Source organism: Streptomyces sp. GC420, assembly GCF_009916105.1.
Taxonomy (GTDB): domain Bacteria; phylum Actinomycetota; class Actinomycetes; order Streptomycetales; family Streptomycetaceae; genus Streptomyces.
This window is the reverse complement of the sequence record NZ_JAAAXQ010000086.1, coordinates 1-23,530: the sequence shown is the minus strand read 5'-3', so window position 1 is coordinate 23,530 and position 23,530 is coordinate 1. Positions and strand designations below refer to the sequence as shown.

The following is a 23,530-nucleotide window of genomic DNA, read 5'->3' as shown; positions in this document are numbered from 1 at the left end:
GGAGGCACCGGCCGAGGACGAGGAGGAGGGCGCCGGCTCGCTCGGGTCCTCCGACGGCGTCGCGGACGCCGAGGGGGAAGCGGACCCGGACGGGGTGCCGGAGGAGCCGCCGCCGGGCTCCTCCTCGTCCTCGCAGTCGGTCCAGAAGACCTTGTGCTTGGCCTCGCCGTTCTCCCCGTCGAATTCCCAGATCAGCTTGTAGTGCCCGTCGGGCAGCGTCATGTCGTCGGTGCGGGCGTGCCCGTCCTCGTCGAGCGCGAGGGAGCCGGACTCGGCCACCTCGTCCTGGGAGCCGGTCGGCGGCATCCCAACGATCCGCCAGTCGACCTGCTGGCCCTCGTCGAATCCGAAGGCGTCCAGGTAGAACGTGCAGACGTGCGGCTCGTTCTTCACGAGGTCCTCGCCGGTCTCGGCATCGTGGATCTTCACGGTGCCGTCGTCACCGGGGACGGCGGCCTGAGCGGCGGGGACGAGGAGCGCGAGCGCCGACACCGTCACGGCACTCACCGAAGCAAGCTTGCGCATGGGCATACAACTTCCGGGCGGGTGTGGAACAGCCTAGGGGGGCGGCGGTTCAGATTCTTTCGGCGTCCGGTCGTCCGTCAAGGCGACGGTCGTCCCGTTCCGCACCTTTCCGGCACAGGTGAGTCATAGGTTCCTGGTAACAATCCAGCCAACCCGGTTTGATCCGGCCGTGACCGGTGCCGGCAGAGTCACCGCTCCCCACGGTATGTGACCGCGACCGCCGTGGAGCGGGCACGCGGCACGCGGCATCCGGTCAGAGCGTCAGAAACGCCCCGGCCAGCAGCAGCGCCCCCACCGCCCCGGTCGCCCACGCCGTACGCGTCAGCCGCAGCCCGCCCGCGACGACCAGCGAGGCCAGCAGCAGCGCGCCGCCCAGTGGCGCCCAGGCGTACAGCAGTCCCGGGAGTCCCGCCCTGACGACCTCGTCCGTACCGGGCTTTACGGTCACCGGTACCCGTTCGCCCTCGTCCGCGACCGAGTGGTCGACGACGACCCGATCGCGCCGCTCGCCGCCCTGCCCGTCGGGGGTGTAGGAGCCGGCGCACTGGTCGTCGCCGCACGCGCGGACCGTCATCGTGCCGTGCTCGCGGCCCTTGGCGAGCATCACGTGCTGCGCCGTGCCCCACGAGGCCCACACGCCGCCCACGACCAGCAGCAGCGCGAACGCGGCCGTCGCGACATGACGGCCGAGCAGCAGCAGTCCGTACGCGCTCTCGGCCATACGGCGGGCCCGGCTCCGTTTACGCATGGCTGCCGATCCTTGGCCATGGAACTGCGGTCAGTCAACTCGTGCCGGGGCCTTCACAGGATCCCCACGGCGCGGGGCGGTTCAGGAACCGTACGCCCTCGTCGCCCGTCCCGGCCTTCCGCCGGCCTCGGGAGGAATCGCCACCCGGGGCCGGCGTGTGAAGCGTGCCCGGGCCGGCGCGCACCTCCGTGAGCGCCGGCCCGCGTTCAGCAGATCGGGTTGATCTTGTCGGTCTCGCCGATCGCCGGTGACCAGGAGAACTCGTTGTTGTCGCTGAAGTAGTAGTAGTTCGCGCCGTTGGGGGCCATGGCCACGGTGATGCCGCCGTAGCCGGACATGTAGGGCACGTGGAAGGAGCAGCTGTACTGCGGATAGTCCGCAGGGGTGAACTGCTTGGCCCAGACACCGTTGTTGTACCGGAAGGGCGTGGTGCCGGTGGTGGTCAGGCCGCGGTCGGCCGGGTTCTGCTGCATGGTGGCGGCGAGAGCGGCGGGGCTCAGGACCTGGGTGCCGCCGATGGCGCCGGCGTCGTTGTTGAGGAGCCCCGCGACCTTGGCGATGGAGTCCTGGGTCCAGAACATGCCGTACCCGCCGAAGGGGACCCCGGTCGGGGAGTTGCCGGTGCGCTCGCTGACCAGCGAGTCGGGGCCGACCTTCAGCGGGGTCAGCACGTCGTCGCGGAGCAGGTCGAAGATGTCTGCCCCGCTGCCGGCCTGGGACTTCAGGTAGTTGTCCTCCGCGACCGTGGCCAGGAAGGTGTCCGAGCTGTGGTAGACCCACTGGGTGCCGGGGGCCGCCTTGTGCGGGAAGACCAGGGCGTCGGCCATTTTGGAGGTGTACGCCTCGGCGACGAAGAAGTCGGACATCTGGGTGCCGGCCTCGTCCACCTCGTAGCCGGACGAGGTGTAGTTGCCGGTGGCCATGTCGAGTGCGTTGTCCAGTGTGACGTTGGTCCAGTCGCCCGACCCGGAGGCCGTCTCCGGCACCCAGGTCCGGATGAGCTCGTCGGTGACGCCGTCCCCGTAGAGCTGCTGCAGCCGCATGGCGGCCACGCCCGCGAAGGCAGACTTGGCCGTCGAGTAGGACGGCAGGAGCATGCTGGAGCAGAAGGCGTAGCTGCCGTAGCGGGTGGTGCAGGCCGAGGTGTAGTTGACGCCGTTGATCAGCAGCCCGTACGAGGTCATGTGGGTGGCGGTGACACCGGCGCCGAACCGGCTCACGTCGACGCCCGAGGCGGGGTAGTCGGTGGCCAGCTCGCTGATCGGCTTGCTGGGCAGCCGGTCCGCGACCTCGGCCGCGTAGGCGTTCTTGACGGCGGTGGCGTCGGGCGGGGTGCCCTGTGTGTAGGTGGCCGGGAGCTGGCCCCACATGTTGAACTTCTGGTACGCGCAGGTCTCCTGGGTGACCTGGTAGCGCACCTTGGTGATGGTGGTGGCGTCGAAGAGGAAGGTCATCTCCCCGTTGTGGACGCAGTTGGCGTTCCGCTCGACCAGGGCGAACGGGAAGGACGCGCGGGTGAGGCCGTTGTCCGAGTTCTCGTCCCACACCCTGCCCGGCTGTACCGCGAGGTTCCAGACGGTGGAGCCGGTGTAGGTGAGGCCGCGCACGGTCGGGATCAGATGGCTGCCGTTCTGGACGAACGACACCGACACGGCGGGCAGGTGCTTCCACACCGAGTCGCCCCACCCCGTCCTGGAGTAGGTGTCGACCACTTCCTTGAACCCTCCCCCCGTCGAGGTGCCGGAGAGGGTCAGGGTGCCCTCGAAGGTGTGGCTGGGCGGGGCGGCGTTCGCCGGGACGGCGAACGCCGAATCGTCGACGGGTGCGGTGCTGCTGCCCGTGGTCAGGTCGGCACGGGTGAGCAGCGTCCGGCTGACGGCGCCGCTCCCGGTCAGCGGGTCGCCCGGCACGGGGGTGACGGTCGTGGCCGACGCGGTGCCGGCGCCCGCCACGGCGAGCGCCGTCATGACCAGGGCCGCTGCCAGGGCTCTTCGTGTTCTGCGGTACTGCATGCTGGCCTTCCTCCTGAGGGGTGAGGGAGTGGGAGGCCGATCTCTTGAGGCAGAACCGTGCTCCGGTGGGAGGACGCCTGTCGAATGCCTGTTTAGGGTGCTCCTCATGCCGCGGGCGCATGCCCGCACCGGAAGGAGTCAGTGGACGGCGGCGAAGAGGCCGCGGCAGAACTCGGCGAGTTCGTCCAGGCATGCGCGGATCTGGGAGGCCGCGTAGTGGGTGGGGTCCCAGGCGCCGAACAGGGTGACGTGCAGCAGCCCGTCGGTGAGCCGGATCGGCAGCGACCGCAGACCGAAGCGCGGGTCGTCGGAGAGGATGCAGACCCCCTTGCCGGCCGCCGCCAGCGCCTGCGCCACGGCCGGGGCCCGGGCGACGTAGGCCGCGTCGTAGCCCAGCCCCGCCTTGGCCGCCGCCTCGTCCAGGACCCGCCGCACCCCGTGCAGCTCGTCCATCACGATCACACGGCCGGTGCTGATGTCGGTCAGGTCCACGTGGTCACGGTCGGCCCAGGGATGGCCGGGCGCCATCTGGGCCCAGACGGGCGCCTGGCCGAGCACGGTGTACTCCAGGTCCGATCCGGGCGGTCTGGTGCCGATGGCGAAGTCGGCCTGGCCGATGGCCAGGGCCGTGTACACGCCGTGCGGCGAGGCCTCGACCACGTCCACGATCTGCCCCGGCGGGCCGCTGGCGACGACGAACGGGGCGACCACGTCGGTGACCGTGGTGGGCGGCGCGATGACGGTCAGCGGGACCCCGGCGCCGGAGGCCATGGACCGCGCGGTGTCCTTGGCCAGCCGGCTCCTGGCGATCAGGTCCCGGGCGACGGGGAGGAACGCCCGGCCGGCCGGAGTGAGCCGCAGGGCGCCCTCGCCCCGGCGGAACAGAGTCAGGCCGAGCTCGTGTTCCAGCTGACGGATCTGCCGGGACAGCGACGGCTGGGTGACGTGCACCTCCTGCGATGCGGCGGTGACGGACCCGAGGTCGACGACCGAGAGGAAGTACTCCAGGACGCGAAGCTCCACTATGCCTCCAAGGCATGGGGAGTGGGGGGGACAAGTATTTGCAAGTTATACACCTCAGGTCAACACTGTCCGAAACGCCGCCCCAGCGGCCGGATCTCCCCCTCCCGTACTCCTCCTCCCCCGTCCGGCAGCAACCTCCCGGAGGTGCCCCCGTGCATCCCAGACGCTTCCCCACCCGACGCCTCGGCCTGCCGGCCGCGGCCCTGACCACGGCCGCCGCTCTGGCCCTGAGCGGATGCACCGCATCGACCGGGCAGGCCACGAGTGTGCTCACAGTGTCGTCGTCGGCCGCCGTCACCACCCTGGACCCGGTGAAGTCGTTCTCCACCGAGGCGATGTACCTGGGCAATGTCTACGAGCCGCTGCTGTGGAAGAACCCCTCCGGGTCGGCCGAGGAGTACTCCCCGGCGATAGCCGAATCGTGGCGCAAGTCCTCGGACGCCAAGACCTGGACCTTCACCATCCGCAAGGGGGTCACGTTCCACGACGGGGAGAAGGTGGACGCCGCCGCGGTCAAGAAGAGCATCCTGGCCGCCAAGAAGGACGGCGGCGCCTCCTTCATCTGGGCACCACTGGACTCGATCGACACGCCCGACTCCTCCACCGTGGTCATGCACCTCGGTTACGCGGCCCCCATGGAGCTGATCGCCTCCTCGACCTACGGCGCCTGGATCGTCTCCCCCAAGGCCCTGGCCGCGGCCGCGAAGAGCAAGGGCTACTTCGAGAAGAAGGGCGTCGACGGAGGCACGGGTCCCTACCGGATCTCCTCGTACACCCCCGGCAAGGAAGTGGTGCTCGACCGCTACACCGGGCACTGGGACCGGGCACACAAGCCGTCTTACAGGACGGTGGACGTACAGATCACCCCGGACGCCGTCACGGCGCAGCAGATGCTGACCTCCGGCGAGGTCGACTTCACCACCTCGTTCCCGCTGGAGAACGTGAGGAAGTACTCCAGGAAGGCCGACTACTCGGTGCTGGACTACCCCTCGCCGTTCAACTTCGTGGCCTTCTTCAACACCACCCGCAAGCCGCTGGACAACCCCAAGGTCCGCCAGGCCCTGTCCTACGCGACGCCCTATGAGGACATCATCGCGGTCGGAGCCCAGGGACACGGCACCCAGGCGCACGGGCCCGTCCCCACCGGGCTCTTCCCCCACGACCCGTCCGTGCCGGCGTACACCCAGGATCTGGAGAAGGCCAGGAAACTGCTGGTCGAGGCAGGCCACCCCGGGGGCAACTTCACCCTCAACCTGACCTACGCCTCCGAGAACCAGGCCGAGGCGCGGTTCGTCCCGCTGATCAAGGACGCCTACGCCAAGATCGGTGTGACGGTGAACGTCACCTCGAAGCTGTTCAACCAGCAGTGGGCGACGGCCAAGTCCGACCCCGCCAAGGCCCAGGACATCTTCGTCCTCTACTACTGGCCCACGTACAGCGATGCCGGCTCGGACAACCTGTTCTCGCTCTACCACAGCAGCGAGAAGCCGTTCTTCAACCTGAGCTACTGGAAGAACGCGAAGTACGACCGACTGGTCGACAAGGCCGGCACCCTGACCGGCACCGACCCGGCCGCGGCCAAGGAGGTCTACGGCGAGGCCATGGACATCCTGTACGACCAGGCACCGGGGCTGTCCCTCTACGACGCCAGAGCCGTCTACGTCGTGCCCAAGAAGGTCGAGGGCTTCGCGTTCAACGAGAACTACCCCTTCACGGTGTTCTTCGGCCCGATGAAGCCCGCCGGTGCGTGAACCGGACCGTGCTCCGGCGGCCCGCCGCCGGAGCACCCACCGAGAAAACTAGTGGAGAAACCGGACATGCTCCGACACCTCACCCGGCTGGCGGCCTCCTCGGGGGCGGTCCTGCTGAGCCTCACCATGGTGACCTTCCTCCTGGCGCGGGTACTTCCCAGCGATCCGGCCCTGGCATACATCGGCCCCAAGGCGACCCCTGCCCAGGCCGCCCGCCTCCGCGCCGACCTCGGGCTGGACGAGCCGCTTCCGGTCCAGTACTGGAAGTACCTCACCTCGCTGGTACGCGGCGACTGGGGCAACTCACTGGCGACCAAGCGCCCGGTGCTCGACGAGATCGCCTCCCGACTGCCGTCCACGCTGGAACTGATCTTCGCGGCCATGCTCGTCGCCGCGGTGGTCGGCACCGTCCTCGGTGTGATCGCGGCCAGGCGGCCGGGCGGCCGCATCGACGGCCTGGTGCGGCTGCTGTCCATCGGCGGCGTCTCCGTGCCGGCCTTCTGGCTCGGCCTCCTGCTGCAGATGCTCTTCGTCGACCGGCTGCAACTGCTGCCCGCCACGGGCGCCTTCAGCAACACGCTGAAGTTCACCGACCCGGTCAGTGCCGTCACCGGTCTGCCGCTGCTGGACAGCCTGCTCACCGGCAACTGGACAGCCCTCGGCGACGGCCTGTCCCACCTCGTTCTCCCGGCCGCCACCCTGGCCGCCTACCCGCTGGGCCTGGTGGCCCGGATGATCCGCGGATCGATGATCGAGGTGTTCGCACAGGACCACGTCACCGCCGCCAGGGCGTACGGCCTGCGGGAGTCCACCGTGGTCTGGTCCCTGGCCCTGCGCAACGCCGCCTCACCGACGCTGACGGTGCTGGGCATGGCGACCGCCTACTCGATCACCGGGACGTTCTTCGTGGAGATCGTCTTCAACTGGCCGGGCATCGGCCAGTTCGCCACCGAGGCCATGCTGGCCGTGGACTACCCGGCGATCATGGCCATCACGCTGCTGGGGGCCGTCGGCTACCTCGGCACCAACGCCGCCGTGGACCTCCTCCAAGCGAAGATCGACCCCAGAGTGAGGCCGTCATGACCACCGTCCCCGGCACCGCCTCCCCGGCCGCCGCCTCCACCGCCGCCTCTTCCGCTCCACCCGGAACCGGACGCGGACGCGGACTGCTGCGCCTGGCCCGCCGCGACCTCTTCGGCGCCGCAGGAGCACTGCTGGTCGCAGGGCTGGTGCTGCTCTCCCTCGTCGGCCCGCTCGTAGCCCCCTACCCCGAGGAGGGACGCGGCACCGCGAACGTCGCGGCCCGCAACCTCGCACCCGGCCTCGACCACTGGTTCGGAACCGACGAGCTCGGCCGGGACATCCTCTCCCGGATCATCTTCGGAGCCCAGCCCGCACTGCTGGTCTCACTGGCCGTCGTCCTGGCCGCGGCCCTGATCGGTGTGCCGCTCGGCGCACTGGCCGGCTACCGCGGCGGCTGGGCGGACCAAGTGATCTCCCGGATCACCGAACTCTTCCAGTCCTTCCCCCCACTGCTGCTGGCCATGGTCACCGTGGCCCTGCTGGGACCCGGCCTGCTCAACGCCGGCATCGCACTCGCCGTCGTCTGGTGGCCCTGGTACGCCCGGCTGGTGCGCGCCGAGGCCCGCTCGCTGCGCGACCGTCCGTTCGTCGAGGCCGCACGCTCCATGGGCGTACCGGTCCGGACCATCCTCCGCCGCCATGTCGTCCGCAACTGCGCCGGCCCGATCCTGGTGCAGATCACCGTCGACCTCGGGTCCGTGATCCTCGCCGCGGGCTCCCTGGCCTTCCTCGGGCTCGGCGCACAGCAGCCCAGCCCGGACTGGGGGCTGATGGTCGCCGCGGGGCGCGCCACCCTCTTCGACCAGTGGTGGATATCCACCTTCCCGGGCCTGGCCATCTTCGTGACCGTGCTCGGCTTCAACCTGCTCGGAGACTCCCTCAGGGACCTCCTCGACCCCAAGTCGGTACGTTCATGAGCACACTGCTGGAAGTGACGGACCTCACCGTGGCCTTCCCGCGGCCCGGCATGCCGCCGAGCCGGCCGGTACGGGGCGTGAACCTCGAGGCGGCTGCCGGGAAGACCCTCGGTATCGTCGGCGAGACCGGATGCGGCAAGACCCTCACCGGCCGGGCCGTCCTCGGACTGCTGCCCGAACAGGCCAGGCTCACCGGCAGCATCCGCTTCGACGGCCGCGAACTCACCACACTGCCCCCGCAGGAGCGCGCCGCACTGCGCGGTGGCTCCATATCGCTGGTCTTCCAGAACCCGGGAACGGCCTTCAACCCCCTGTTCACCATCGGCCGCCAGGTGGGCATGGTCGCCCGCAGGCACCTGGGCGCGGACCGCCGCAGGGCCGAGGCGCTGGTCCTCGACCACCTGGGCCGGGTGGGGCTGCCGGACCCGCGCCGGGTCGCCGCCGCCTACCCGCACGAGCTTTCCGGCGGCATGCTGCAACGGGCGATGATCGCCATGGCGCTGATCAGCGGCCCCCGCCTGCTCATCCTCGACGAGCCGACCACCGCGCTCGACGTGACGGTCGCCCAGCAGATCCTGAGGCTCGTCCTGGGACTCCAGGCGGAGCTGGGCTTCACCGTCCTTCTGATCACCCACAACCTCGGCGTGGTCGCCGACGTCTGCGACACCACCGCCGTGATGTACGCCGGCCGGGTCGTCGAACAGGGCAGGACCACCGAGGTGCTGAGCGCCCCGAGGCACCCCTATACCCGGGGCCTGATCGGTGCGCTGCCGGGCCAGGGCGCCCCGGGACGGCCGCTGACCGCCATCCCCGGCACCGTGCCGAACGACCCGGCGGCCCTGCCGGGCTGTGCCTTCGCCGCCCGCTGCCCGGCGGTGACGGACACCTGCCGGCACTCCGAACCGCGGCTCACCGCCGTGGGAACCCAACAGGAGGTCGCATGCTTCGCGGAGACGACGGCGCTCGCGGAGACGGCCCCATGAGCGCGGCACTGCTCGAAGTGCGCGGCCTCGCCGTCGACTTCGCCGTACGCGGCGCCCGGGGCCGACAGGTCACCCACGCCGTGCGGGACGTGAGCCTGACCGTGGCCGAGGGAAGCGTCTTCGGCCTGGTCGGCGAGTCCGGATCCGGCAAGAGCACCCTGGCCAGGGCCGCCCTCGGGCTGATCCGGCCCACCTCGGGCGGCTCCGTCCTCGACGGCATCGACGTCGGCGCGGCGCGGGGCGGCACGCTGCGCGCCCTGCGGCGCAGCGCTGCCATGGTCTTTCAGAACCCGGTGGCCGCGCTCAACCCCCGGCGCACCGCCGCCGCGAGCATCGCGGAGCCGCTCCAACTGCACGGCCTGCCCCGCCCGGAGATCGAGCGGCGCGTCGCCGGACTGCTGGACCAGGTGGGACTCGGCAGCGGCCACGGGGGCCGGCTGCCGCACGAACTCTCCGGCGGCCAGTGCCAGCGGGTCGGTATCGCCCGCGCCCTGGCCACCCGACCCCGGCTGCTCGTCCTCGACGAGCCGACGTCCGCGCTGGACGTCTCGGTGCAGGCCCAGATCCTCAATCTGCTGCTGGAGCTGAAGCGGGAGCACGGCCTGACCTACCTGCTGATCTCACATGACCTCGACGTGGTCCGCCACATGAGCGACACCGTCGGCGTCATGTACCGGGGGCGCCTGGTCGAGCACGGCCCGGCCCGCGAGGTCCTGGGCGAGCCCGCCCACCCGTACACCCGCACCCTGCTCGATGCCATCCCCGGTCAGGGCCGCGAACGGCTGCTCGCTGCCGGTCCCCCGGAGCCGGCCGCCGACGCGCCGGCCGCCGTCGGCGCCGGCTGCGCCTTCCTCCCGCGGTGCCCGGTGGCGCGTACGGACCCCCGGGAAGCCTGCGCCACCGCCGCCCCCGTGTTGCGGCCCGCCGCGGGCCGCGACGTCGCCTGCCACATGGCCGCAGAGCCGAGTCCGATCACGAAGAGGAGTTCCGCGTGACCAGCACCAAGGACGCCGGGCGGACGGTGGACCACCCGTCCGGCGACGGCCGGGTCCGTGTGGACGGCGGCCGTCCGTGGCCCATCACGCTGGACAACTGGCAGGACGCGCCGTTCAGCCGGTGGGCCTTCGCCCACGCGGAGGAGATCGTGCCGACCGCGACCGTCCGCAGGGCCGGTCCCGCGGCGCCCCGGGAGACGGTTCCCGAGACGGCCGGAGATGCCGCCCTCGGGCGGCTGCCGGTGCCCTTCGGGGGCACCGAGGTGCCCCTCGACGACTTCCTCGCCGCGTCGTTCGCGGACGCGTTCGTGGTCAGTGACCGGTCCGGGGTCCGCTACGAGAGCTACCGGGGCGTCATGGACCGGCGCCGCAGGCACCTGCTGATGTCGGTCTCCAAGTCGCTGTGCGGGCTGCTCGTCGGTCAACTGGCCGGTGAGGGACTCCTCGATCCGGCGGAGCCGGCGGCCGCCTACGTACCGGAGCTCGCCGGGTCGGCCTTCGGCACCGCGACGCTCCAGCAGGTCCTCGACATGACCGTCGCGGTCGAGTACAGCGAGGACTACCACGACCCGGCCTCCCACGTGCAGCAGCAGGACCGGCTGGCGGGCTGGCGGCCGAGGCTGGCCGGTGACCCCGACAACGCCTTCGAGCTACTGGCCTCCTTGCGGGCCTCCGGCCGGCACGGGGAGCGCTTCCAGTACTGTTCGGCGGCCACCGACGTGCTCGCCTGGGTGGCGGAACGGGTGACCGGAACCCGCTACGCCGACCTGCTCTCCCGGAGGCTGTGGCAGCACCTGCCGGTGGCGGACGACGCACAGATCACCGTGGATCCCGCGGGGTTCGCCTTCGCCAACGGAGGTATGTCCACGACCGCCAGGGACCTCGGCGCGGTCGGCAGGCTCGTCCTGGACCACGGGCTCGTGGGCGACCGCCGGGTCGTCCCGGCCGGGTGGCTGGCCGCCACGACCTCCGGCGGCGATCACCAGGCCGCCCGGGGCACCGTCTTCCAGGGCATCCACCCCCGCGGCTCCTACCGCAACCACTGGTGGGTGACCGGGGACGACCACGGCAGCGTCTACGCGACCGGCATCTACGGCCAGTTCCTGTGGATCGATCCGACGGCCGACGTCGTGGTGGTGAAGTTCTCCAGCCTCCCGGTCGCGACCACCGCCGACTGGTCGCGGGCGCACGCCCGGGTCTTCCGCCGGATCTGCGAGTCACTCTGAGGCACCGGACCGGCACCGCCGCGTCCGGCAGGAGACGGCCGTGTCCGCTCCCCTCCCCGGCCGGAGGGGAGCGGACACGGTCCCTTCGCAGTGCCGGGGTCCCGACCCCCACGGGTGCGGGGCGGGCGCCTGCCCGCCTGCGGCCAGGGCGCTGCACCAACGCCTCAGCGCTGCGCGAGAGCCAGCAGTCCTGCGATCCAGCCGTCGAAGTGAGGGCACGCGGCGCGCAGGGCGGGCAGACCGAGATCCATGACCGCTATGGGGCCGTCCTGCGTCTTCACATACCTCGGGTGCAGCCTCAGGATCCGCTTGGAGGGCGCCGTCTCGGGACTGTCGTTCACATTCTCGGGCCCTCCGGCCTGATCGGCCTGACGCTTGAGCTCACGGGCCAGAGCCGGGTCGTCGGCCCAGTCCGCGAGTTGCTCCGCCGCAGCGAAGACCCAGGTCTCCGTCTCGTGCAGGACGACATGGGGAAGAAACCGAGGGTGGCCGATGTGCTCCGCGAGGCGCCGCTCGACATGGGTCACCTTGTCCACGGCCGAGCCGTTCGGCCGGTCCGACATCCCCGGGCTGTCCTGAGGCAGTCCGTAGTAGTCGAGAAGAGTGGTAACCGCTGCCCAGTGGGTGCCGGCCAATAACCTGTGCAGGTCCCTCTCGATCTTCGCCCACCTGCTGACCCCGCCCTTGCCCGCGGGACCACCCGCCGGCATCCGGGTCATCAGGATGGTCGGCACCAGGCAGATGCCGTACTCCGCCAGCTCCGGCGCGAGGAAGTCATTGACCATGTTCTCCTCGGTCTGCCCCTCGCACAGCACCCCCACCATGATCATTCCGGACGGCCCCGCAGCGGCATCTCGGGCGAAGGCCTGCCGCCCAGCACGTTCTTCTCCCACAGTTCCCCGAGGGAGTAGTCCTCCAGCCACCCCTGGAGTTCCCCGGGAGCGGGACGCTTCAGTTCCGTCGCTCCTTCCTCGCGCTCCACCACCACGATCTCGTCGAGCGAGAACTGGTTGAGAAGCGTCACGGACTGCGTGGCGATCACGATCTGGCTGCTCACCGCGGCCGACCGGAGCATGTCCGACAACTGGACGATCGCGTAGGGATGGAGGCCCAGTTCCGGCTCGTCGAGTGTGAAGAGAGCCGGGGGATCGGGCTGGAGGAGCAGGACGCACAGGCAGATGTACCGCAAGGTGCCGTCCGAGAGCGCCTCCGCGGGGAACACGGCGTCGACCCCCTCCTGCATCCAGCGCAGGCGGATCCTCCCACCGGGTTCCTCCTTCAGCAGGAAGTCCCGGAAGAACGGCGCCACCGATTTGATGGCCCGCACGATGCGCCGATAGGACTTCGGCTCCCCCTCGCGCAGTCGCAGCAGGAACGCCGCGAGGTTCGCCGCATCCGGCCGCAGGGCCTCGTTGTCCGCCGCATACCCGAACTGCTTGACCGGCGCCTCACGGCTGGTGTCCTGGAAATGGAAGACACGGCAGCCCGCGAGGATGTGCCGCACCGGACCCGCCAGACGCGAGAGCTGCTCCTCCTCCTTCTGGCGCAGCAGCGATTCGCGGTGTCCGCGGCCGAAGCTCTCCTCCATCGGGAGGCCGGGGCCCGGCTCGTGGAAGTGCCCCTTCTCCTCGGCGAAGACGAAGCTGTCATTCGCCGCGGGGACGAGATGCGCCTCGTAGCGGTAAGGGGGAGCACTGACCTTGAGCCGGATGCCCTTCCCGGTGCCGCGTCCCGCGAACTGCAGGGCCTGGGCGCCACCGTGGATACCCACCTGGAGCGCCAGGTCGCCGTCCGCCATCCACCCCAGCAGTTCGAGCGCGCCGACGACGTTGCTCTTGCCCGCCCCGTTGGCACCGACCAGCACGGTCACGCCGTCACCCAGCCTCAGCGTGCTGGATCGGATGGAGGCATACCCCTCGACGGTCACCTCTGAGAGCTTGTACGACGGCATGGCCCCAACCCTAGGTCAGGGCCCCGGCCCGGTGGGCGGCACAGTGCCAACAGAGGGCCTGTTGCAGTCGCTCGTCCACAGCGTGCCGATGCACGGTTCAGGTCCGTCGGCCCTGGTCGATAGGCTGGGCCACCTGCTGTGATCCAGCCACCGGCAGGAAACCGGGCGAGATACGGAAAGGAGCGTCGCGGTCATGCGAGACGGCAGGTGGACGACTGTCACCGAGTCGCAGTTCCAGCACGAACGCAGCGGACTGCTGTATCTCAAGGAGGGGCTCCCGGACAACGAGCCCTACCGTGCCTGGTCGAACTTCACCTTCACCGCGCACAGCGGCCATGTCCGCGAGGTCGACCTGCTGGTCGCCGCGCCGGCCGGTCTCTTCCTGGTCGAACTGAAGCACTGGCAGGGCACGGTCGGCTCCTCGGGTGCGAGCTGGGTGCAGACGCTCTCCGACGGCCGCACCCGCATCCACCGCAACCCCCGCCACCTCGCCAACACTCTCGGCTGGCCGGACCTGCGGCCTCTCCAGAAGGCCGAACCGGCAGACGGCCCGGATCCCTGCGGAACTGCCTTTTCCTCAGCCTTGACGAGGACGGCCTGCTCGCCGCCGCGGCCCTGCTCCTGCAATGGTCACGGGGCTGGGTCGAACCAGTGGTGGCCCCGCCCGAACCCCGGCACATCGTCGCCCAGCAAGTGCTCGCTCTCTGCCTGCAGGAGAACTCCGTCGGGGAGCACCTCTGGCAGGAGTGGTGGGGCGGCCTCGGCCCCTTCGGGCCTCCGGCCGAACCGATCGTGAGACACCTGATCGACGAGGGCTACCTCGAACGGGACGGCGGCATGCTGTTCATCGGTCCCGAGGCGGAGCAACGCTTCGGCTACCGGCACTTCATGGACCTGACGGCAGTGTTCACCGCGGCCCCGGAGTTCACCGTGCTCTTCGGCCGCAAGGAGATCGGATCGACCGACCCTGCCCTGCTGACCGAGAAGGTGGCCGGACCACGGCGCCTCCTGCTGGCAGGACGCAGTTGGCAGGTCACCTACATCGACTGGGCCAGACGCCGGTGCTTCGTCGAACCCGTGGAAAGCGGGGGCAAAGCGCGGTGGGCCGGCGCGGGTTTCGCCCGGGGAGCCTCGTACGAACTCACGCGCGGCGTACGAGAAGTCCTGCTCGGCGCCGATCCGCCCGTGACGCTGACACGCCGCGCACACAATGCCCTGGCCGCCGCCCGTGAAGACGCCGTGGAGCGCGTGCACCCAGGTGGAACCGTCGTCGTCCGCGGCGGTCCCGACACCGGCGTGCGCTGGTGGACCTGGGCCGGGCAGAGGGCGAACGCCACGCTCGCGGCCACCCTCAGCGAGATCGCCGACCCACTCCAGTACCCCACGGACGCCTGTATCCGCCTCCGAGAGGATCTGACGGCCACCGAATGGCACCAGGCCAAGGCCCGGGCGGCAGAGCAGCTCAGCCTGCCCTCCGTGGACCCGCGTGCCCTGCGGGGCCTGAAGTTCAGTGCCGCTCTGCCGGAACGCCTTGCCACCGCCACGCTGGCTGCTCGCCTGGCGGATCCGGTCAAGGCCGCCTCGGTCCTCGAGGAACCGGCCCGGTTCTCGGCCCTGCCATTCTGAGCCACCGGTCCCCGAGGGGGGAAGGCGGCCGGCCTCAGCCGTTGTAGGCGCTCTGGGCCCGTTCCAGGCCCTCCGTCACCAGGCACTCGACGGAGTCCGCCGCCCGGTCCACGAAGTAGTCCAGCTCCTTGCGCTCCGTCGCGGAGAAGTCCTTCAGCACGAAGTCGGCGACCTGCATCCGCCCCGGCGGGCGGCCGATGCCGAAGCGCACCCGGTGGTAGCCGGGGCCCATCGCCTTCGTCATCGACTTCAGCCCGTTGTGGCCGTTGTCGCCGCCGCCCAGCTTCAGCCGCAGCACGCCGTAGTCGATGTCCAGTTCGTCGTGGACGGCGACGATGCGCTCCACCGGCACCTTGTAGAAGTCCCGGAGCGCGCCGACGGGGCCGCCGGAGAGGTTCATGTACGACATGGGCTTGGCCAGCACCACGCGGCGGCCCATCGGTCCCGGCGGACCGATGCGGCCCTCCACGACCTGCGCCTGCGCCTTCTGCGCACGCTTGAACTTCCCGCCGATCCGCTCCGCGAGGAGATCGGCGACCATGAAACCGACGTTGTGCCGGTGCCCCGCGTACTCGGGTCCTGGGTTGCCCAGGCCCACGATCAGCCAGGGGCCGTTGTCGTCCGTCGTCATCAGTCCGGGCTCTCCTCGTACCGGTCGCGCTCGCACAGGGATCAGGGAAACGGGGAACAGGGAAACGGGGTGGCGGGCCGGCGGCCCGCCACCCCGTCAGGGAAGCGTAGAGGCTCCGCGCGAGGCTCAGGCCTCGGCGCCCTCACCCTCGCCCTCGGCGCCCTCGCCCGACGGCTCCTCGGCCTGGGCGGCCAGGACCTGGAGCACGACCGCGTCCTCGTCGATCGCCAGCACCGAGCCCTTGGGCAGCGGGATGTCCTTGGCGAGGACGGAGGCACCGGCGGCCAGGCCCTCGACGGAGACGGTGACGGACTCGGGGATGTGGGTGGCCTCGGCCTCCACCGGCAGGGTGTTGAGCACGTGCTCGAGCAGGTTGCCGCCCGCGGCAAGCTCGCCCTCGGTGTGGACCGGGATCTCGACGGTGACCTTCTCGCCGCGCTGCACCAGCTGCAGGTCGACGTGCTCCAGGAAGCCCTTCAGCGGGTCGCGCTGGACGGCCTTCGGGATGGCCAGCTCGGTCTTGCCCTCGATGTCGACGGCCAGCAGGACGTTCGGCGTACGCAGCGCGAGCAGCAGGTCGTGACCCGGCAGGGCGACGTGGATCGGGTCGGAGCCGTGGCCGTAGAGGACGCCGGGGACCTTGTTGGCGCGGCGGATGCGGCGGGCGGCGCCCTTGCCGAACTCCGTACGGGTCTCGGCGACGAGCTTGACCTCGGACATGTGCACTCCTCGTATCAGTCGGAAAGATGGCCGTCACCCGGCCCACGACAGACCTGCTACGAAGAGCGCGTCGATAACGGACCGCCGTACGCATGCGTACGGCCTCCCTCGCCGAGCAACTCATTGAGTCTACCCGGCGGGGAGGCCGCCTCAGAAATCGATCACCTCGCGGGTGAGCCCTGGCCCTGACGGGCGCGGGCGCGGATCACCAGGACTACGCCTGCTCCTCGAAGAGGCTCGTCACCGAACCGTCCTCGAACACCTCGCGCACCGCACGCGCGATCGTCGGCGCGATCGACAGCACCGTGATCTTGTCCAGGTCCAGCTCGCCCGGCGTCGGCAGCGTGTTCGTGAAGACGAACTCGCTCACCTGCGAGTTCTTCAGCCGGTCCGCGGCGGGGCCGGACAGGATGCCGTGCGTCGCCGTCACGATGACGTCCGCGGCGCCGTTGGCGAACAGCGCGTCCGCGGCGGCGCAGATCGTGCCGCCCGTGTCCACCATGTCGTCGACCAGGACGCAGACGCGGTCCTTCACGTCGCCGACGACCTCGTGCACGGTCACCTGGTTGGCGACGTCCTTGTCGCGGCGCTTGTGCACGATCGCCAGCGGCGCGTCCAGCCGGTCGCACCAGCGGTCCGCGACCCGCACCCGGCCCGCGTCCGGGGAGACGACCGTCAGCTTGTCCCGGTCCACCTTCGAGCCGACGTAGTCCGCCAGCACCGGCAGCGCGAACAGGTGGTCCACCGGGCCGTCGAAGAAGCCCTGGATCTGGTCCGTGTGCAGGTCCACCGTGACGATCCGGTGCGCGCCGGCCGTCTTCAGCAGGTCCGCCACCAGACGGGCCGAGATCGGCTCACGGCCGCGGTGCTTCTTGTCCTGGCGCGCGTAGCCGTAGGAGGGGATCACGACCGTGATGCTCCGCGCGGAGGCCCGCTTGAGAGCGTCGATCATGATCAGCTGCTCCATGATCCACTTGTTGATCGGAGCGGTGTGGCTCTGGATCAGGAAGCAGTCCGCTCCACGGGCGGACTCCTGGTAACGGACGTAGATCTCGCCGTTGGCGAAATCGAACACCTTGGTGGGCACCAGGCCCACGCCCAGCTGCTCGGCTACTTCCTCGGCCAGTTCGGGGTGGGCGCGGCCGGAGAAGAGCATCATCTTCTTCTCGCCGGTCGTCTTGATCCCGGTCACAGCACTGTCTCCTCAGAGTGTTTTCTGGCCATGGTTCGAGCCAGCCGACTGCGCCCACCTGGGGACGGGGCCCCAGACCGCCAGCCGAAAAATATGTGCAGCTATCACGTTACGCCGTGACCGGGGCACCCGATTCCGGTCAGTTTTCGGTGACACCCTTGTCAACCGCTGCCTCGGCGGCCCGTGCTGCGGCACTTCCCGGACGCTTGCGCGCCACCCAACCGTCGATATTCCGCTGCTGGCCACGGGCCACGGCCAGGGAACCGGGCGGCACGTCCTTCGTGATGACGGAGCCCGCCGCCGTGTAAGCGCCGTCCCCGACCGTGACAGGAGCCACAAACATGTTGTCGGAACCTGTACGGCAGTGGGACCCCACCGTCGTGTGATGTTTCGCCACTCCGTCGTAGTTCACAAACACACTCGCCGCGCCGATGTTCGAGTAGTCGCCGATCGTCGCGTCGCCCACGTACGACAGGTGCGGCACCTTCGTGCCCTCGCCGATCTCGGCGTTCTTCATCTCCACGTACGTACCCGCCTTGGACTTCGCGCCCAGCCGCGTACCGGGCCGGAGGTAGGCGTAGGGGCCCACCGACGCCGAGTCCCCGACCACCGCCGAGTCCGCCACCGAGTTGTCCACCCGCGCGCCCGCGCCGACCGTGGTGTCCTTCAGCCGCGTGTTCGGGCCCACCTCGGCGCCCGCCGCGACGTGCGTGGTCCCCAGCAGCTGCGTCCCCGGGTGCACGAGCGCGTCCGGCTCGAAGGTCACCTCCACGTCGATCCACGTCGAGGCCGGGTCGATCACCGTGACGCCGTCCAGCATGGCCCGCTCGAGCAGCCGGTCGTTGAGCAGCCGCCGGGCCTGCGCGAGCTGCACCCGGTTGTTGATGCCCAGGATCTCCCGGTGGTCGGGACCGACCGAGGCTCCCACCCGGTGACCCGCCTCGCGCAGGATCCCGAGGACGTCGGTCAGGTACTCCTCGCCCTGGCTGTTGTCCGTACGCAGCTTGCCCAGCGCGTCCGCGAGCAGCCGGCCGTCGAACGCGAACACGCCGGAGTTGATCTCCCGGATCGCCCGCTGGGTCTCGGTCGCGTCCTTGTGCTCCACGATCGCCGTCACGGCTCCGCCGACGTCCCGGACGATCCGTCCGTACCCCGTGGCGTCCGGGACCTCCGCGGTCAGCACCGTCACCGCGTTGCCGTCCTCCGCGTGCGTCCGCGACAGGCCGCGCAGCGTCTCGCCGGTCAGCAGGGGGGTGTCGCCGCACACGACCACCACGGTCCCGTCGACGCCTCCGCCCAGCTCCTCCAGCGCCATCCGCACCGCGTGCCCGGTTCCGTTCTGTTCGTGCTGCACCGCGGTGCGCACCCCCGGGTCGGTCTCGCCGAGGTGCGCGGCCACCTGCTCGCGGGCGTGCCCGACGACGACGACGAGGTGTTCGGGATCCAGCTCCCGCGCGGCGGCCACGACATGACCGACCAGCGAGCGTCCGCAGATCGAGTGGAGAACCTTGGGAGTCGCGGACTTCATGCGGGTGCCCTCACCCGCTGCAAGGACGACGACGGCTGCCGGGCGGTTGGCGCTCACGGGTGTGCCCTTCGGCTTCGGGTGGTGGACACCCGAAGGATACCGGGGGGTTATGGGGCGGAAATGAGTACGGGTCCCGACCGATGAGGTCAGGACCCGAGAAGCTCCCCCATCAGGATTTGAACCTGAACTTAAGGGACCAAAACCCTCAGTGCTGCCTGGTTACACCATGGGGGATCAAAGGCTGCCGGACCGGACATTCGGTCGGGTCGCCGTTTGGGCACCCAACACTATGCCGTACCGGGCGCCCTCTGTGCGACGGTACAGGTCAGCGATCGGCCGTGCCGCATAGTGCCCGTTCGCGTTCACTAATGTCCGATCGGGCCGGAAAATCGCCGGCGGTCCACCGTAGGCTGGGCAGCATGACCACAACGGGGGCAACCGGAGAGGCGGCCGCGCGGGGCGCGGGTGCCGGGAGTCGGTGGTGGTGGGAGCGGCGGCGCAGTGCGCTCCTCGACGTACTGATCGCGCTGGTCTCGGCGCTGGAATGCGCGGCGGAGGGGATCTCGTTCGCGGGGGACGCCGGGGTGCCGGTCCCGGTCGGGGTGCTGTTCGGACTGGTCGCGGGGGCGACGGTGGTGCTGCGGCGGCGGTGGCCGATCGCCGTGGTGCTGGTGTCCATCGCGATCACGCCGGCCGCGATGGGGTTCGTGCTCGCGGTGGTGGGGCTGTACACACTGGCCGCGTCCGAGGTGCCGCGCCGGATCACCGCGGTCCTGGGCGGCATGTCGCTGCTGGGCACGCTGATCGTCACCTACGTCCGGACGCAGCAGGACATCGGTTCCGCGGACACCGACCCGGGGCCGTGGTTCGTGCTGCTGGTGTCGGTGCTGATGTCGCTGGGCCTGACGGCGCCGCCGATCCTGCTGGGGCTCTACGTCGGGGCGCGGCGGCGGCTGGTGGAGAGCCTGCGGGAGCGGGCGGACGGTCTGGAGCGCGAACTGTCGCTGCTGGCGGACCGCGCGGAGGAGCGCGCGGAGTGGGCGCGCAACGAGGAGCGCACCAGGATCGCCCGGGAGATGCACGACGTGGTGGCGCACCGGGTGAGCCTGATGGTGGTGCACGCGGCGGCCCTCCAGGCGGTGGCGGCGAAGGACCCGGCGAAGGCCGCGAAGAACGCGGCGCTGGTCGGGGACATGGGCCGGCAGGCGCTGACGGAGCTGCGGGAGATGCTCGGGGTGCTGCGCGCCGACGAGAAGAAGAAGGCCGTGCTGAGGGACGCGGTGGCGCTGGCCGAGGTCGGGGCGGCGGCGGTCGCCGGGGTGCCCGCGCCGGCGACCGAGGGGCCGTGCCTGGACGAGCTGGACGGGCTGATCGGGGAGTCGCGGGCGGCCGGGATGGTCGTGGAGCTGTCGGTGCAGGGCGAGCCGCGGCCGTACGACCCCGCGGTGGAGCGGACGGCGTACCGGGTGGTGCAGGAGGCGCTGACCAACGTTCACAAGCACGCCGCCGGTGCCAAGACCTGGGTGCGGCTGGCGCACCGCGGCGGCGAGGTGGCGATGCAGGTGGAGAACGAGCCGCCGCCGGAGGGCGGCGGTGACGCCCGGCTGCCCAGCGGCGGCAACGGCCTGGTGGGGATGCGGGAGCGGGTGACGGCGCTCGGGGGCGCCTTCGTGTCGGGGCCCACCGACGCGGGCGGCTTCCGGGTGTCGGCGGTGCTGCCTGACCGCGCGGCGGCGCGCTGAGCGGTCCGCCGGATCCCCGGATTCCGCGGCGCTGGCCCCCCCCGGACACCGGTACGCCGGGTCTCCCGGATTCCGCGGCGCCGGATCTTGCGGGACGCCGACGAACCGCCGCACCGAGGTCCGCCGGATCCGCCCGGCTTCCCGTACGGGGCGGTCGCGGCCGGCCCCGGCGGGTCACGCGGTCGTCAGGCGCTCCGGGAGGACGCCGGTGACGAGGATCTCCAGCGCCCGGTCGACGTTGTGCCCGAGGTACCAGTCGCCTGTGTGGTCGATGCCGTAGACGCGTCCCTCGCGGTCGATGGCGAGCAGCGTGTCGCCGTCCCCCTCGTCGCCGAGGGGGCAGACCTCCGTGTCCAGGGCGCGGCCGAGGTCGGCGAGGGTGCGGGCGAGGTGGAGCCCGGCCAGGGGGTCGATGTGGAGCCGCGCGGGCGCGATCTGCCGTCCCGGTCCCGGCGGGGTGATGCGCAGTCCGCCGAACTCGGCCCAGGCCTCGACGGCGGAGGGGAAGACGGCGTGCCGGTGCCCCGCGGGCGAGGTGTGGGCGCGCAGGGTGTCCGCCCAGTACTCGGCCTGCTTTATGTCCCAGCGGCCCGGCCGCCAGCCGGCGTCGCGCAGGGCGGCGTCGACGGGTACGGAGAAGCGGGTGGTGAACGTGGAGTCCGGTGCCGGCATGGTCGCCGTATCAGCCCTTCTCTGTCGGGTTGACGGTACGCACACCGAAGTGGGCCAGCATCGCTTCGCAGGAGCGGCATGGCGGGGCGTAGGCACCGTGCAGGGGGTCGCCGTCCTCGCGGATGCGGCTGGTGATGAGTTTCGCCTGCTTGAGTGAGCGGCGCGCCTCGCTGTGGGTGAGGGGCTTGCGGGAGGCGCGTTTGCTGCGGCCGGCTTCCACCGCGGCGAGATGGCGGGAGAGCAGGATGGCCTCCGGGCAGCGCCCCGTCCAGCGGTGACGCTGGCCGCTGGTGAGCGTGTCGAGGAAGTCCTGTACGAGCGGGTGCAGTTGGGGGGCACGGTCGGCGCGTCCCGCAGTGCTGGTGAGGGTTTCGCCGCGTACGGAGAGGGCGGCGGCGACGGTGGGCAGGATGCCGTCCCTGCGCTGCAGGAGTGCCGGTGGGAGCGTGGAGTCGGCGTTGCTCCAGCTCAGGCGAGGGTCGCCGGAGGTGTCCGGAGCATCCGGTTTGGTGGTGTACATCAGCAAGTGTCCCCTTCGTGCAATCCCCCGAGTTGCGTGGACAGCCTGCCAAATGCGAATGCCGGTACGGAAGCTGATCCACTGCATTGCACACGCACCCCTTCGCGGCGTCACCGTGGCGTGACGGCAGGTCACGGATCCGGTGGGACGGGCCGGGGTGTTGCGCCACCGCATAGGCTGTGCGCATCCGCCAGACTCCAGCAGGGGGCTTCCGCCATGACGACAGGTCGGCTCGGGCAGCAGCAGGCCGCGCCACCGAACGCGGCCTACGCCGGGCAGGTCGTGCACTTCCCGGACCCGGTCAGGGCTTCGCGTCACCCCAGAGGGGTGCGCGTGGACGCTCAGGGCTACCCGGACTTCTCCCCGTACGCGCGGGCGGCCGCGGAGATCGCGGAGCCGCCGGAGGGCTTCGGCGCCGACGAGTTGCGGCTGACGGACTACGTGTCGGCCAACGCGGCGCTGCACGCCGCGGGACACGACCTGTGGGACACGGTGCCCGCCGTCTCCACCCCGCACGGCTGGACCTGGCACCACGTGGTGGGTACGCGGCGGCTGGAACTCGTGCCGGTGGAGGTCAAGGCGCTGCTGCGGCACCACGGCGGCATCGCCACGGCGGCTGTGGACCTGGAGAAGCGGGGCACGCGGCCGCTCCAGGAGACCCGGCCCGCTCATTTCGGGCTGCCGAAGGCGCAGCTCGCGGTGAGCGAGGAGCAGCTGCTCGGGGTCGAGGAGGACCTGGGGTACCGCCTGCCTGGCGCGTACCGCGCGTTCCTGAAGGCGGCCGGCGGGTGCGCTCCGGTGGGCGCGGCGCTGGTGGCCGAGCTGGGCCTGCTGGTGGACCAGCCGTTCTTCACGGTGCGCGAGCAGGCCGCGGTGAACGACCTCGTGTACATCAACAAGTGCCTGCGCGACCACCTGACGAAGGACTACCTGGCGGTGGCTTTCGTGCAGGGCGGTCTGCTGGCGGTCAAGGTGAAGGGCTCCGGGATCGGGTCCGTGTGGTTCTGCGCATACGACGACGCGCGTGACCGGGACGGACTGAGCGTCGGCGAGCGTGTGGAGCGGCTGCTGCTGCCGTGCGGCGAGGACTTCGACGCGTTCCTGCTGCGGCTGGCCGGAAATCCGCCCGAGCTGGAGACCGTGGCCAACCTGATGGTGGACGGCGGCTTCGCGCGCGCCGTCCCGGTGGAGGGGTGAGCGCGATGGTGACCTTCGCGCAGGCGCAGGAGCGCGCCGAGGAGTGGATCAACGGAGGGGTTCCCGCCTACCAGCACCGTGAGGTGCGGGTGCGGGAGTTCGACCTCGGGTTCGTGGTGTGGGCGGAGGACCGCGAGGACGGGCCCCGTTCCGACGGAGGTCTGCAGCGGCTGGTGATCGCCAGGGACAGCGGTGAGGCCACGCTGTGGCCGGGGCTGGCGGTGGGCGAGGTCATCCGCAGGTACGAGGAGGAGTACGGCGTCCGGGACGCGGTGCCCGCGGACGCGGTGGCCCCTCCGAAGCGGGTCGATCTCGAACAGACCTCGTTCCTGCTCAGTCCGCCCGAGTGGTTGCAGGACGCGGCGGACAAGCTGGGGATTCCGGACCGGAGGGGCGAGTCCGCGTCGGCATCCTCGTCGTCGGCGTCCGCCGGGTCCCCGTCCGGGTCCTCGCCGGCTTCCTCCTCCCCGTCTCCGACGCCCCCGTCC

At 70.8% G+C, this 23,530-nt stretch carries 20 protein-coding genes and 3 pseudogenes; 11 read left to right on the top strand and 12 right to left on the bottom strand.

From position 1 onward, the window contains the following. From GUY61_RS13605 to GUY61_RS13590, 4 genes are all read right to left on the bottom strand, one after another. Positions 1–525: hypothetical protein (locus tag GUY61_RS13605; protein WP_166630391.1), on the bottom strand; the 525-nt coding region annotated here is incomplete at its 3' end. 253 nt (positions 526–778) lie between these two features. After that, positions 779–1,273, bottom strand: coding sequence for a hypothetical protein (locus tag GUY61_RS13600; RefSeq protein WP_208105940.1), 495 nt, complete (start codon positions 1,271–1,273; stop codon positions 779–781). Between the two features lie 206 nt (positions 1,274–1,479). Beyond that, on the bottom strand, positions 1,480–3,285 hold the full coding sequence (locus GUY61_RS13595) for a hypothetical protein (protein WP_166630390.1): 1,806 nt from the start codon (positions 3,283–3,285) through the stop codon (positions 1,480–1,482). A 138-nt stretch (positions 3,286–3,423) separates the two neighbouring features. Then, complete coding sequence (locus GUY61_RS13590) at positions 3,424–4,308, bottom strand: LysR family transcriptional regulator (RefSeq protein WP_166630389.1); 885 nt, start codon at positions 4,306–4,308, stop codon at positions 3,424–3,426. A gap of 152 nt (positions 4,309–4,460) precedes the next feature. Here GUY61_RS13590 and GUY61_RS13585 point away from each other — a divergent pair, with 152 nt between their 5' ends. From GUY61_RS13585 to GUY61_RS13560, 6 genes are all read left to right on the top strand, one after another. Continuing rightward, a complete protein-coding gene (locus GUY61_RS13585) occupies positions 4,461–6,059 on the top strand; it encodes an ABC transporter substrate-binding protein (RefSeq protein ID WP_166630388.1) in 1,599 nt (532 codons plus the stop codon). Between the two features lie 66 nt (positions 6,060–6,125). Continuing rightward, positions 6,126–7,142 carry an ABC transporter permease gene (locus tag GUY61_RS13580; protein ID WP_166630387.1) on the top strand — a complete coding sequence of 339 codons (1,017 nt, stop codon included), beginning with the start codon at positions 6,126–6,128 and terminating at the stop codon, positions 7,140–7,142. Beyond that, complete coding sequence (locus tag GUY61_RS13575; protein ID WP_166630386.1) at positions 7,139–8,059, top strand: ABC transporter permease; 921 nt, start codon at positions 7,139–7,141, stop codon at positions 8,057–8,059. The genes GUY61_RS13580 and GUY61_RS13575 overlap by 4 nt, the downstream gene beginning before the upstream one ends. After that, a complete protein-coding gene (locus tag GUY61_RS13570; protein ID WP_166630385.1) occupies positions 8,056–9,042 on the top strand; it encodes an ABC transporter ATP-binding protein in 987 nt (328 codons plus the stop codon). Before GUY61_RS13575 ends, GUY61_RS13570 begins: the two co-directional genes overlap by 4 nt. Then, positions 9,039–10,037, top strand: a complete 999-nt coding sequence (locus tag GUY61_RS13565) for an oligopeptide/dipeptide ABC transporter ATP-binding protein (RefSeq protein ID WP_166630384.1) — start codon at positions 9,039–9,041, stop codon at positions 10,035–10,037. The genes GUY61_RS13570 and GUY61_RS13565 overlap by 4 nt, the downstream gene beginning before the upstream one ends. Then, complete coding sequence (locus tag GUY61_RS13560; protein WP_166630383.1) at positions 10,034–11,263, top strand: serine hydrolase; 1,230 nt, start codon at positions 10,034–10,036, stop codon at positions 11,261–11,263. The genes GUY61_RS13565 and GUY61_RS13560 overlap by 4 nt, the downstream gene beginning before the upstream one ends. Before the next feature lie 164 nt (positions 11,264–11,427). On the opposite strand, the gene GUY61_RS13555 is transcribed toward GUY61_RS13560, so the two are convergent. Both GUY61_RS13555 and GUY61_RS13550 read right to left on the bottom strand, forming a co-directional pair. Continuing rightward, positions 11,428–12,087, bottom strand: coding sequence for a DUF4276 family protein (locus tag GUY61_RS13555; RefSeq protein ID WP_243766428.1), 660 nt, complete (start codon positions 12,085–12,087; stop codon positions 11,428–11,430). Between the two features lie 2 nt (positions 12,088–12,089). Beyond that, complete coding sequence (locus tag GUY61_RS13550; protein WP_166630381.1) at positions 12,090–13,214, bottom strand: AAA family ATPase; 1,125 nt, start codon at positions 13,212–13,214, stop codon at positions 12,090–12,092. Positions 13,215–13,407: 193 nt separating this feature from the next. On the opposite strand from GUY61_RS13550, the pseudogene GUY61_RS13545 reads away from it, so the two are divergent. Further along, positions 13,408–13,710, top strand: a pseudogene (locus GUY61_RS13545) (NERD domain-containing protein); the annotation flags it as partial. Between the two features lie 35 nt (positions 13,711–13,745). Beyond that, positions 13,746–14,840 (top strand): annotated as a pseudogene (locus GUY61_RS13540) (ATP-dependent helicase); the annotation flags it as partial. Positions 14,841–14,874: 34 nt separating this feature from the next. On the opposite strand, the gene pth reads toward GUY61_RS13540, so the two are convergent. The 4 genes from pth to glmU form a co-directional block, all read right to left on the bottom strand. Next, on the bottom strand, positions 14,875–15,471 hold the full coding sequence (pth, locus tag GUY61_RS13535) for an aminoacyl-tRNA hydrolase (RefSeq protein ID WP_166630380.1): 597 nt from the start codon (positions 15,469–15,471) through the stop codon (positions 14,875–14,877). 126 nt (positions 15,472–15,597) lie between these two features. Continuing rightward, entirely contained in the window at positions 15,598–16,191 is a 594-nt protein-coding gene (locus GUY61_RS13530) for a 50S ribosomal protein L25/general stress protein Ctc (RefSeq protein ID WP_166630379.1), read from the bottom strand. A gap of 214 nt (positions 16,192–16,405) precedes the next feature. Then, a complete protein-coding gene (locus GUY61_RS13525; RefSeq protein ID WP_166630378.1) occupies positions 16,406–17,383 on the bottom strand; it encodes a ribose-phosphate diphosphokinase in 978 nt (325 codons plus the stop codon). A gap of 139 nt (positions 17,384–17,522) precedes the next feature. Further along, a complete protein-coding gene (gene glmU, locus GUY61_RS13520; RefSeq protein ID WP_166630377.1) occupies positions 17,523–18,968 on the bottom strand; it encodes a bifunctional UDP-N-acetylglucosamine diphosphorylase/glucosamine-1-phosphate N-acetyltransferase GlmU in 1,446 nt (481 codons plus the stop codon). Between the two features lie 362 nt (positions 18,969–19,330). On the opposite strand from glmU, the gene GUY61_RS13515 reads away from it, so the two are divergent. Further along, positions 19,331–20,653, top strand: a complete 1,323-nt coding sequence (locus tag GUY61_RS13515) for a sensor histidine kinase (RefSeq protein WP_166630376.1) — start codon at positions 19,331–19,333, stop codon at positions 20,651–20,653. A 174-nt stretch (positions 20,654–20,827) separates the two neighbouring features. Here GUY61_RS13515 and GUY61_RS13510 read toward each other — a convergent pair whose 3' ends face one another. Together GUY61_RS13510 and GUY61_RS13505 are read right to left on the bottom strand one after the other, a co-directional pair. Beyond that, complete coding sequence (locus GUY61_RS13510) at positions 20,828–21,325, bottom strand: SUKH-3 domain-containing protein (protein ID WP_166630375.1); 498 nt, start codon at positions 21,323–21,325, stop codon at positions 20,828–20,830. 10 nt (positions 21,326–21,335) lie between these two features. Then, positions 21,336–21,845, bottom strand: a complete 510-nt coding sequence (locus GUY61_RS13505) for a YwqJ-related putative deaminase (protein WP_166630374.1) — start codon at positions 21,843–21,845, stop codon at positions 21,336–21,338. A 216-nt stretch (positions 21,846–22,061) separates the two neighbouring features. On the opposite strand from GUY61_RS13505, the gene GUY61_RS13500 reads away from it, so the two are divergent. Together GUY61_RS13500 and GUY61_RS13495 are read left to right on the top strand one after the other, a co-directional pair. Then, positions 22,062–23,042, top strand: a complete 981-nt coding sequence (locus GUY61_RS13500; RefSeq protein ID WP_166630373.1) for an SMI1/KNR4 family protein — start codon at positions 22,062–22,064, stop codon at positions 23,040–23,042. 5 nt (positions 23,043–23,047) lie between these two features. After that, positions 23,048–23,530: pseudogene (locus tag GUY61_RS13495) on the top strand (hypothetical protein); the annotation flags it as partial.

Bases quoted from the DNA above. Each gene is read 5' to 3' on its own strand.
- GUY61_RS13600 (WP_208105940.1), bottom strand. From the start codon at position 1,273: ATGCGTAAACGGAGCCGGGCCCGCCGTATGGCCGAGAGCGCGTACGGA.
- GUY61_RS13595 (WP_166630390.1), bottom strand. From the start codon at position 3,285: ATGCAGTACCGCAGAACACGAAGAGCCCTGGCAGCGGCCCTGGTCATG.
- GUY61_RS13580 (WP_166630387.1), top strand. From the start codon at position 6,126: ATGCTCCGACACCTCACCCGGCTGGCGGCCTCCTCGGGGGCGGTCCTG.
- GUY61_RS13575 (WP_166630386.1), top strand. From the start codon at position 7,139: ATGACCACCGTCCCCGGCACCGCCTCCCCGGCCGCCGCCTCCACCGCC.
- GUY61_RS13570 (WP_166630385.1), top strand. From the start codon at position 8,056: ATGAGCACACTGCTGGAAGTGACGGACCTCACCGTGGCCTTCCCGCGG.
- GUY61_RS13565 (WP_166630384.1), top strand. From the start codon at position 9,039: ATGAGCGCGGCACTGCTCGAAGTGCGCGGCCTCGCCGTCGACTTCGCC.
- GUY61_RS13555 (WP_243766428.1), bottom strand. From the start codon at position 12,087: ATGGTGGGGGTGCTGTGCGAGGGGCAGACCGAGGAGAACATGGTCAAT.
- GUY61_RS13550 (WP_166630381.1), bottom strand. From the start codon at position 13,214: ATGCCGTCGTACAAGCTCTCAGAGGTGACCGTCGAGGGGTATGCCTCC.
- pth (WP_166630380.1), bottom strand. From the start codon at position 15,471: ATGACGACGGACGACAACGGCCCCTGGCTGATCGTGGGCCTGGGCAAC.
- GUY61_RS13530 (WP_166630379.1), bottom strand. From the start codon at position 16,191: ATGTCCGAGGTCAAGCTCGTCGCCGAGACCCGTACGGAGTTCGGCAAG.
- GUY61_RS13515 (WP_166630376.1), top strand. From the start codon at position 19,331: ATGACCACAACGGGGGCAACCGGAGAGGCGGCCGCGCGGGGCGCGGGT.
- GUY61_RS13510 (WP_166630375.1), bottom strand. From the start codon at position 21,325: ATGCCGGCACCGGACTCCACGTTCACCACCCGCTTCTCCGTACCCGTC.
- GUY61_RS13505 (WP_166630374.1), bottom strand. From the start codon at position 21,845: ATGTACACCACCAAACCGGATGCTCCGGACACCTCCGGCGACCCTCGC.
- GUY61_RS13500 (WP_166630373.1), top strand. From the start codon at position 22,062: ATGACGACAGGTCGGCTCGGGCAGCAGCAGGCCGCGCCACCGAACGCG.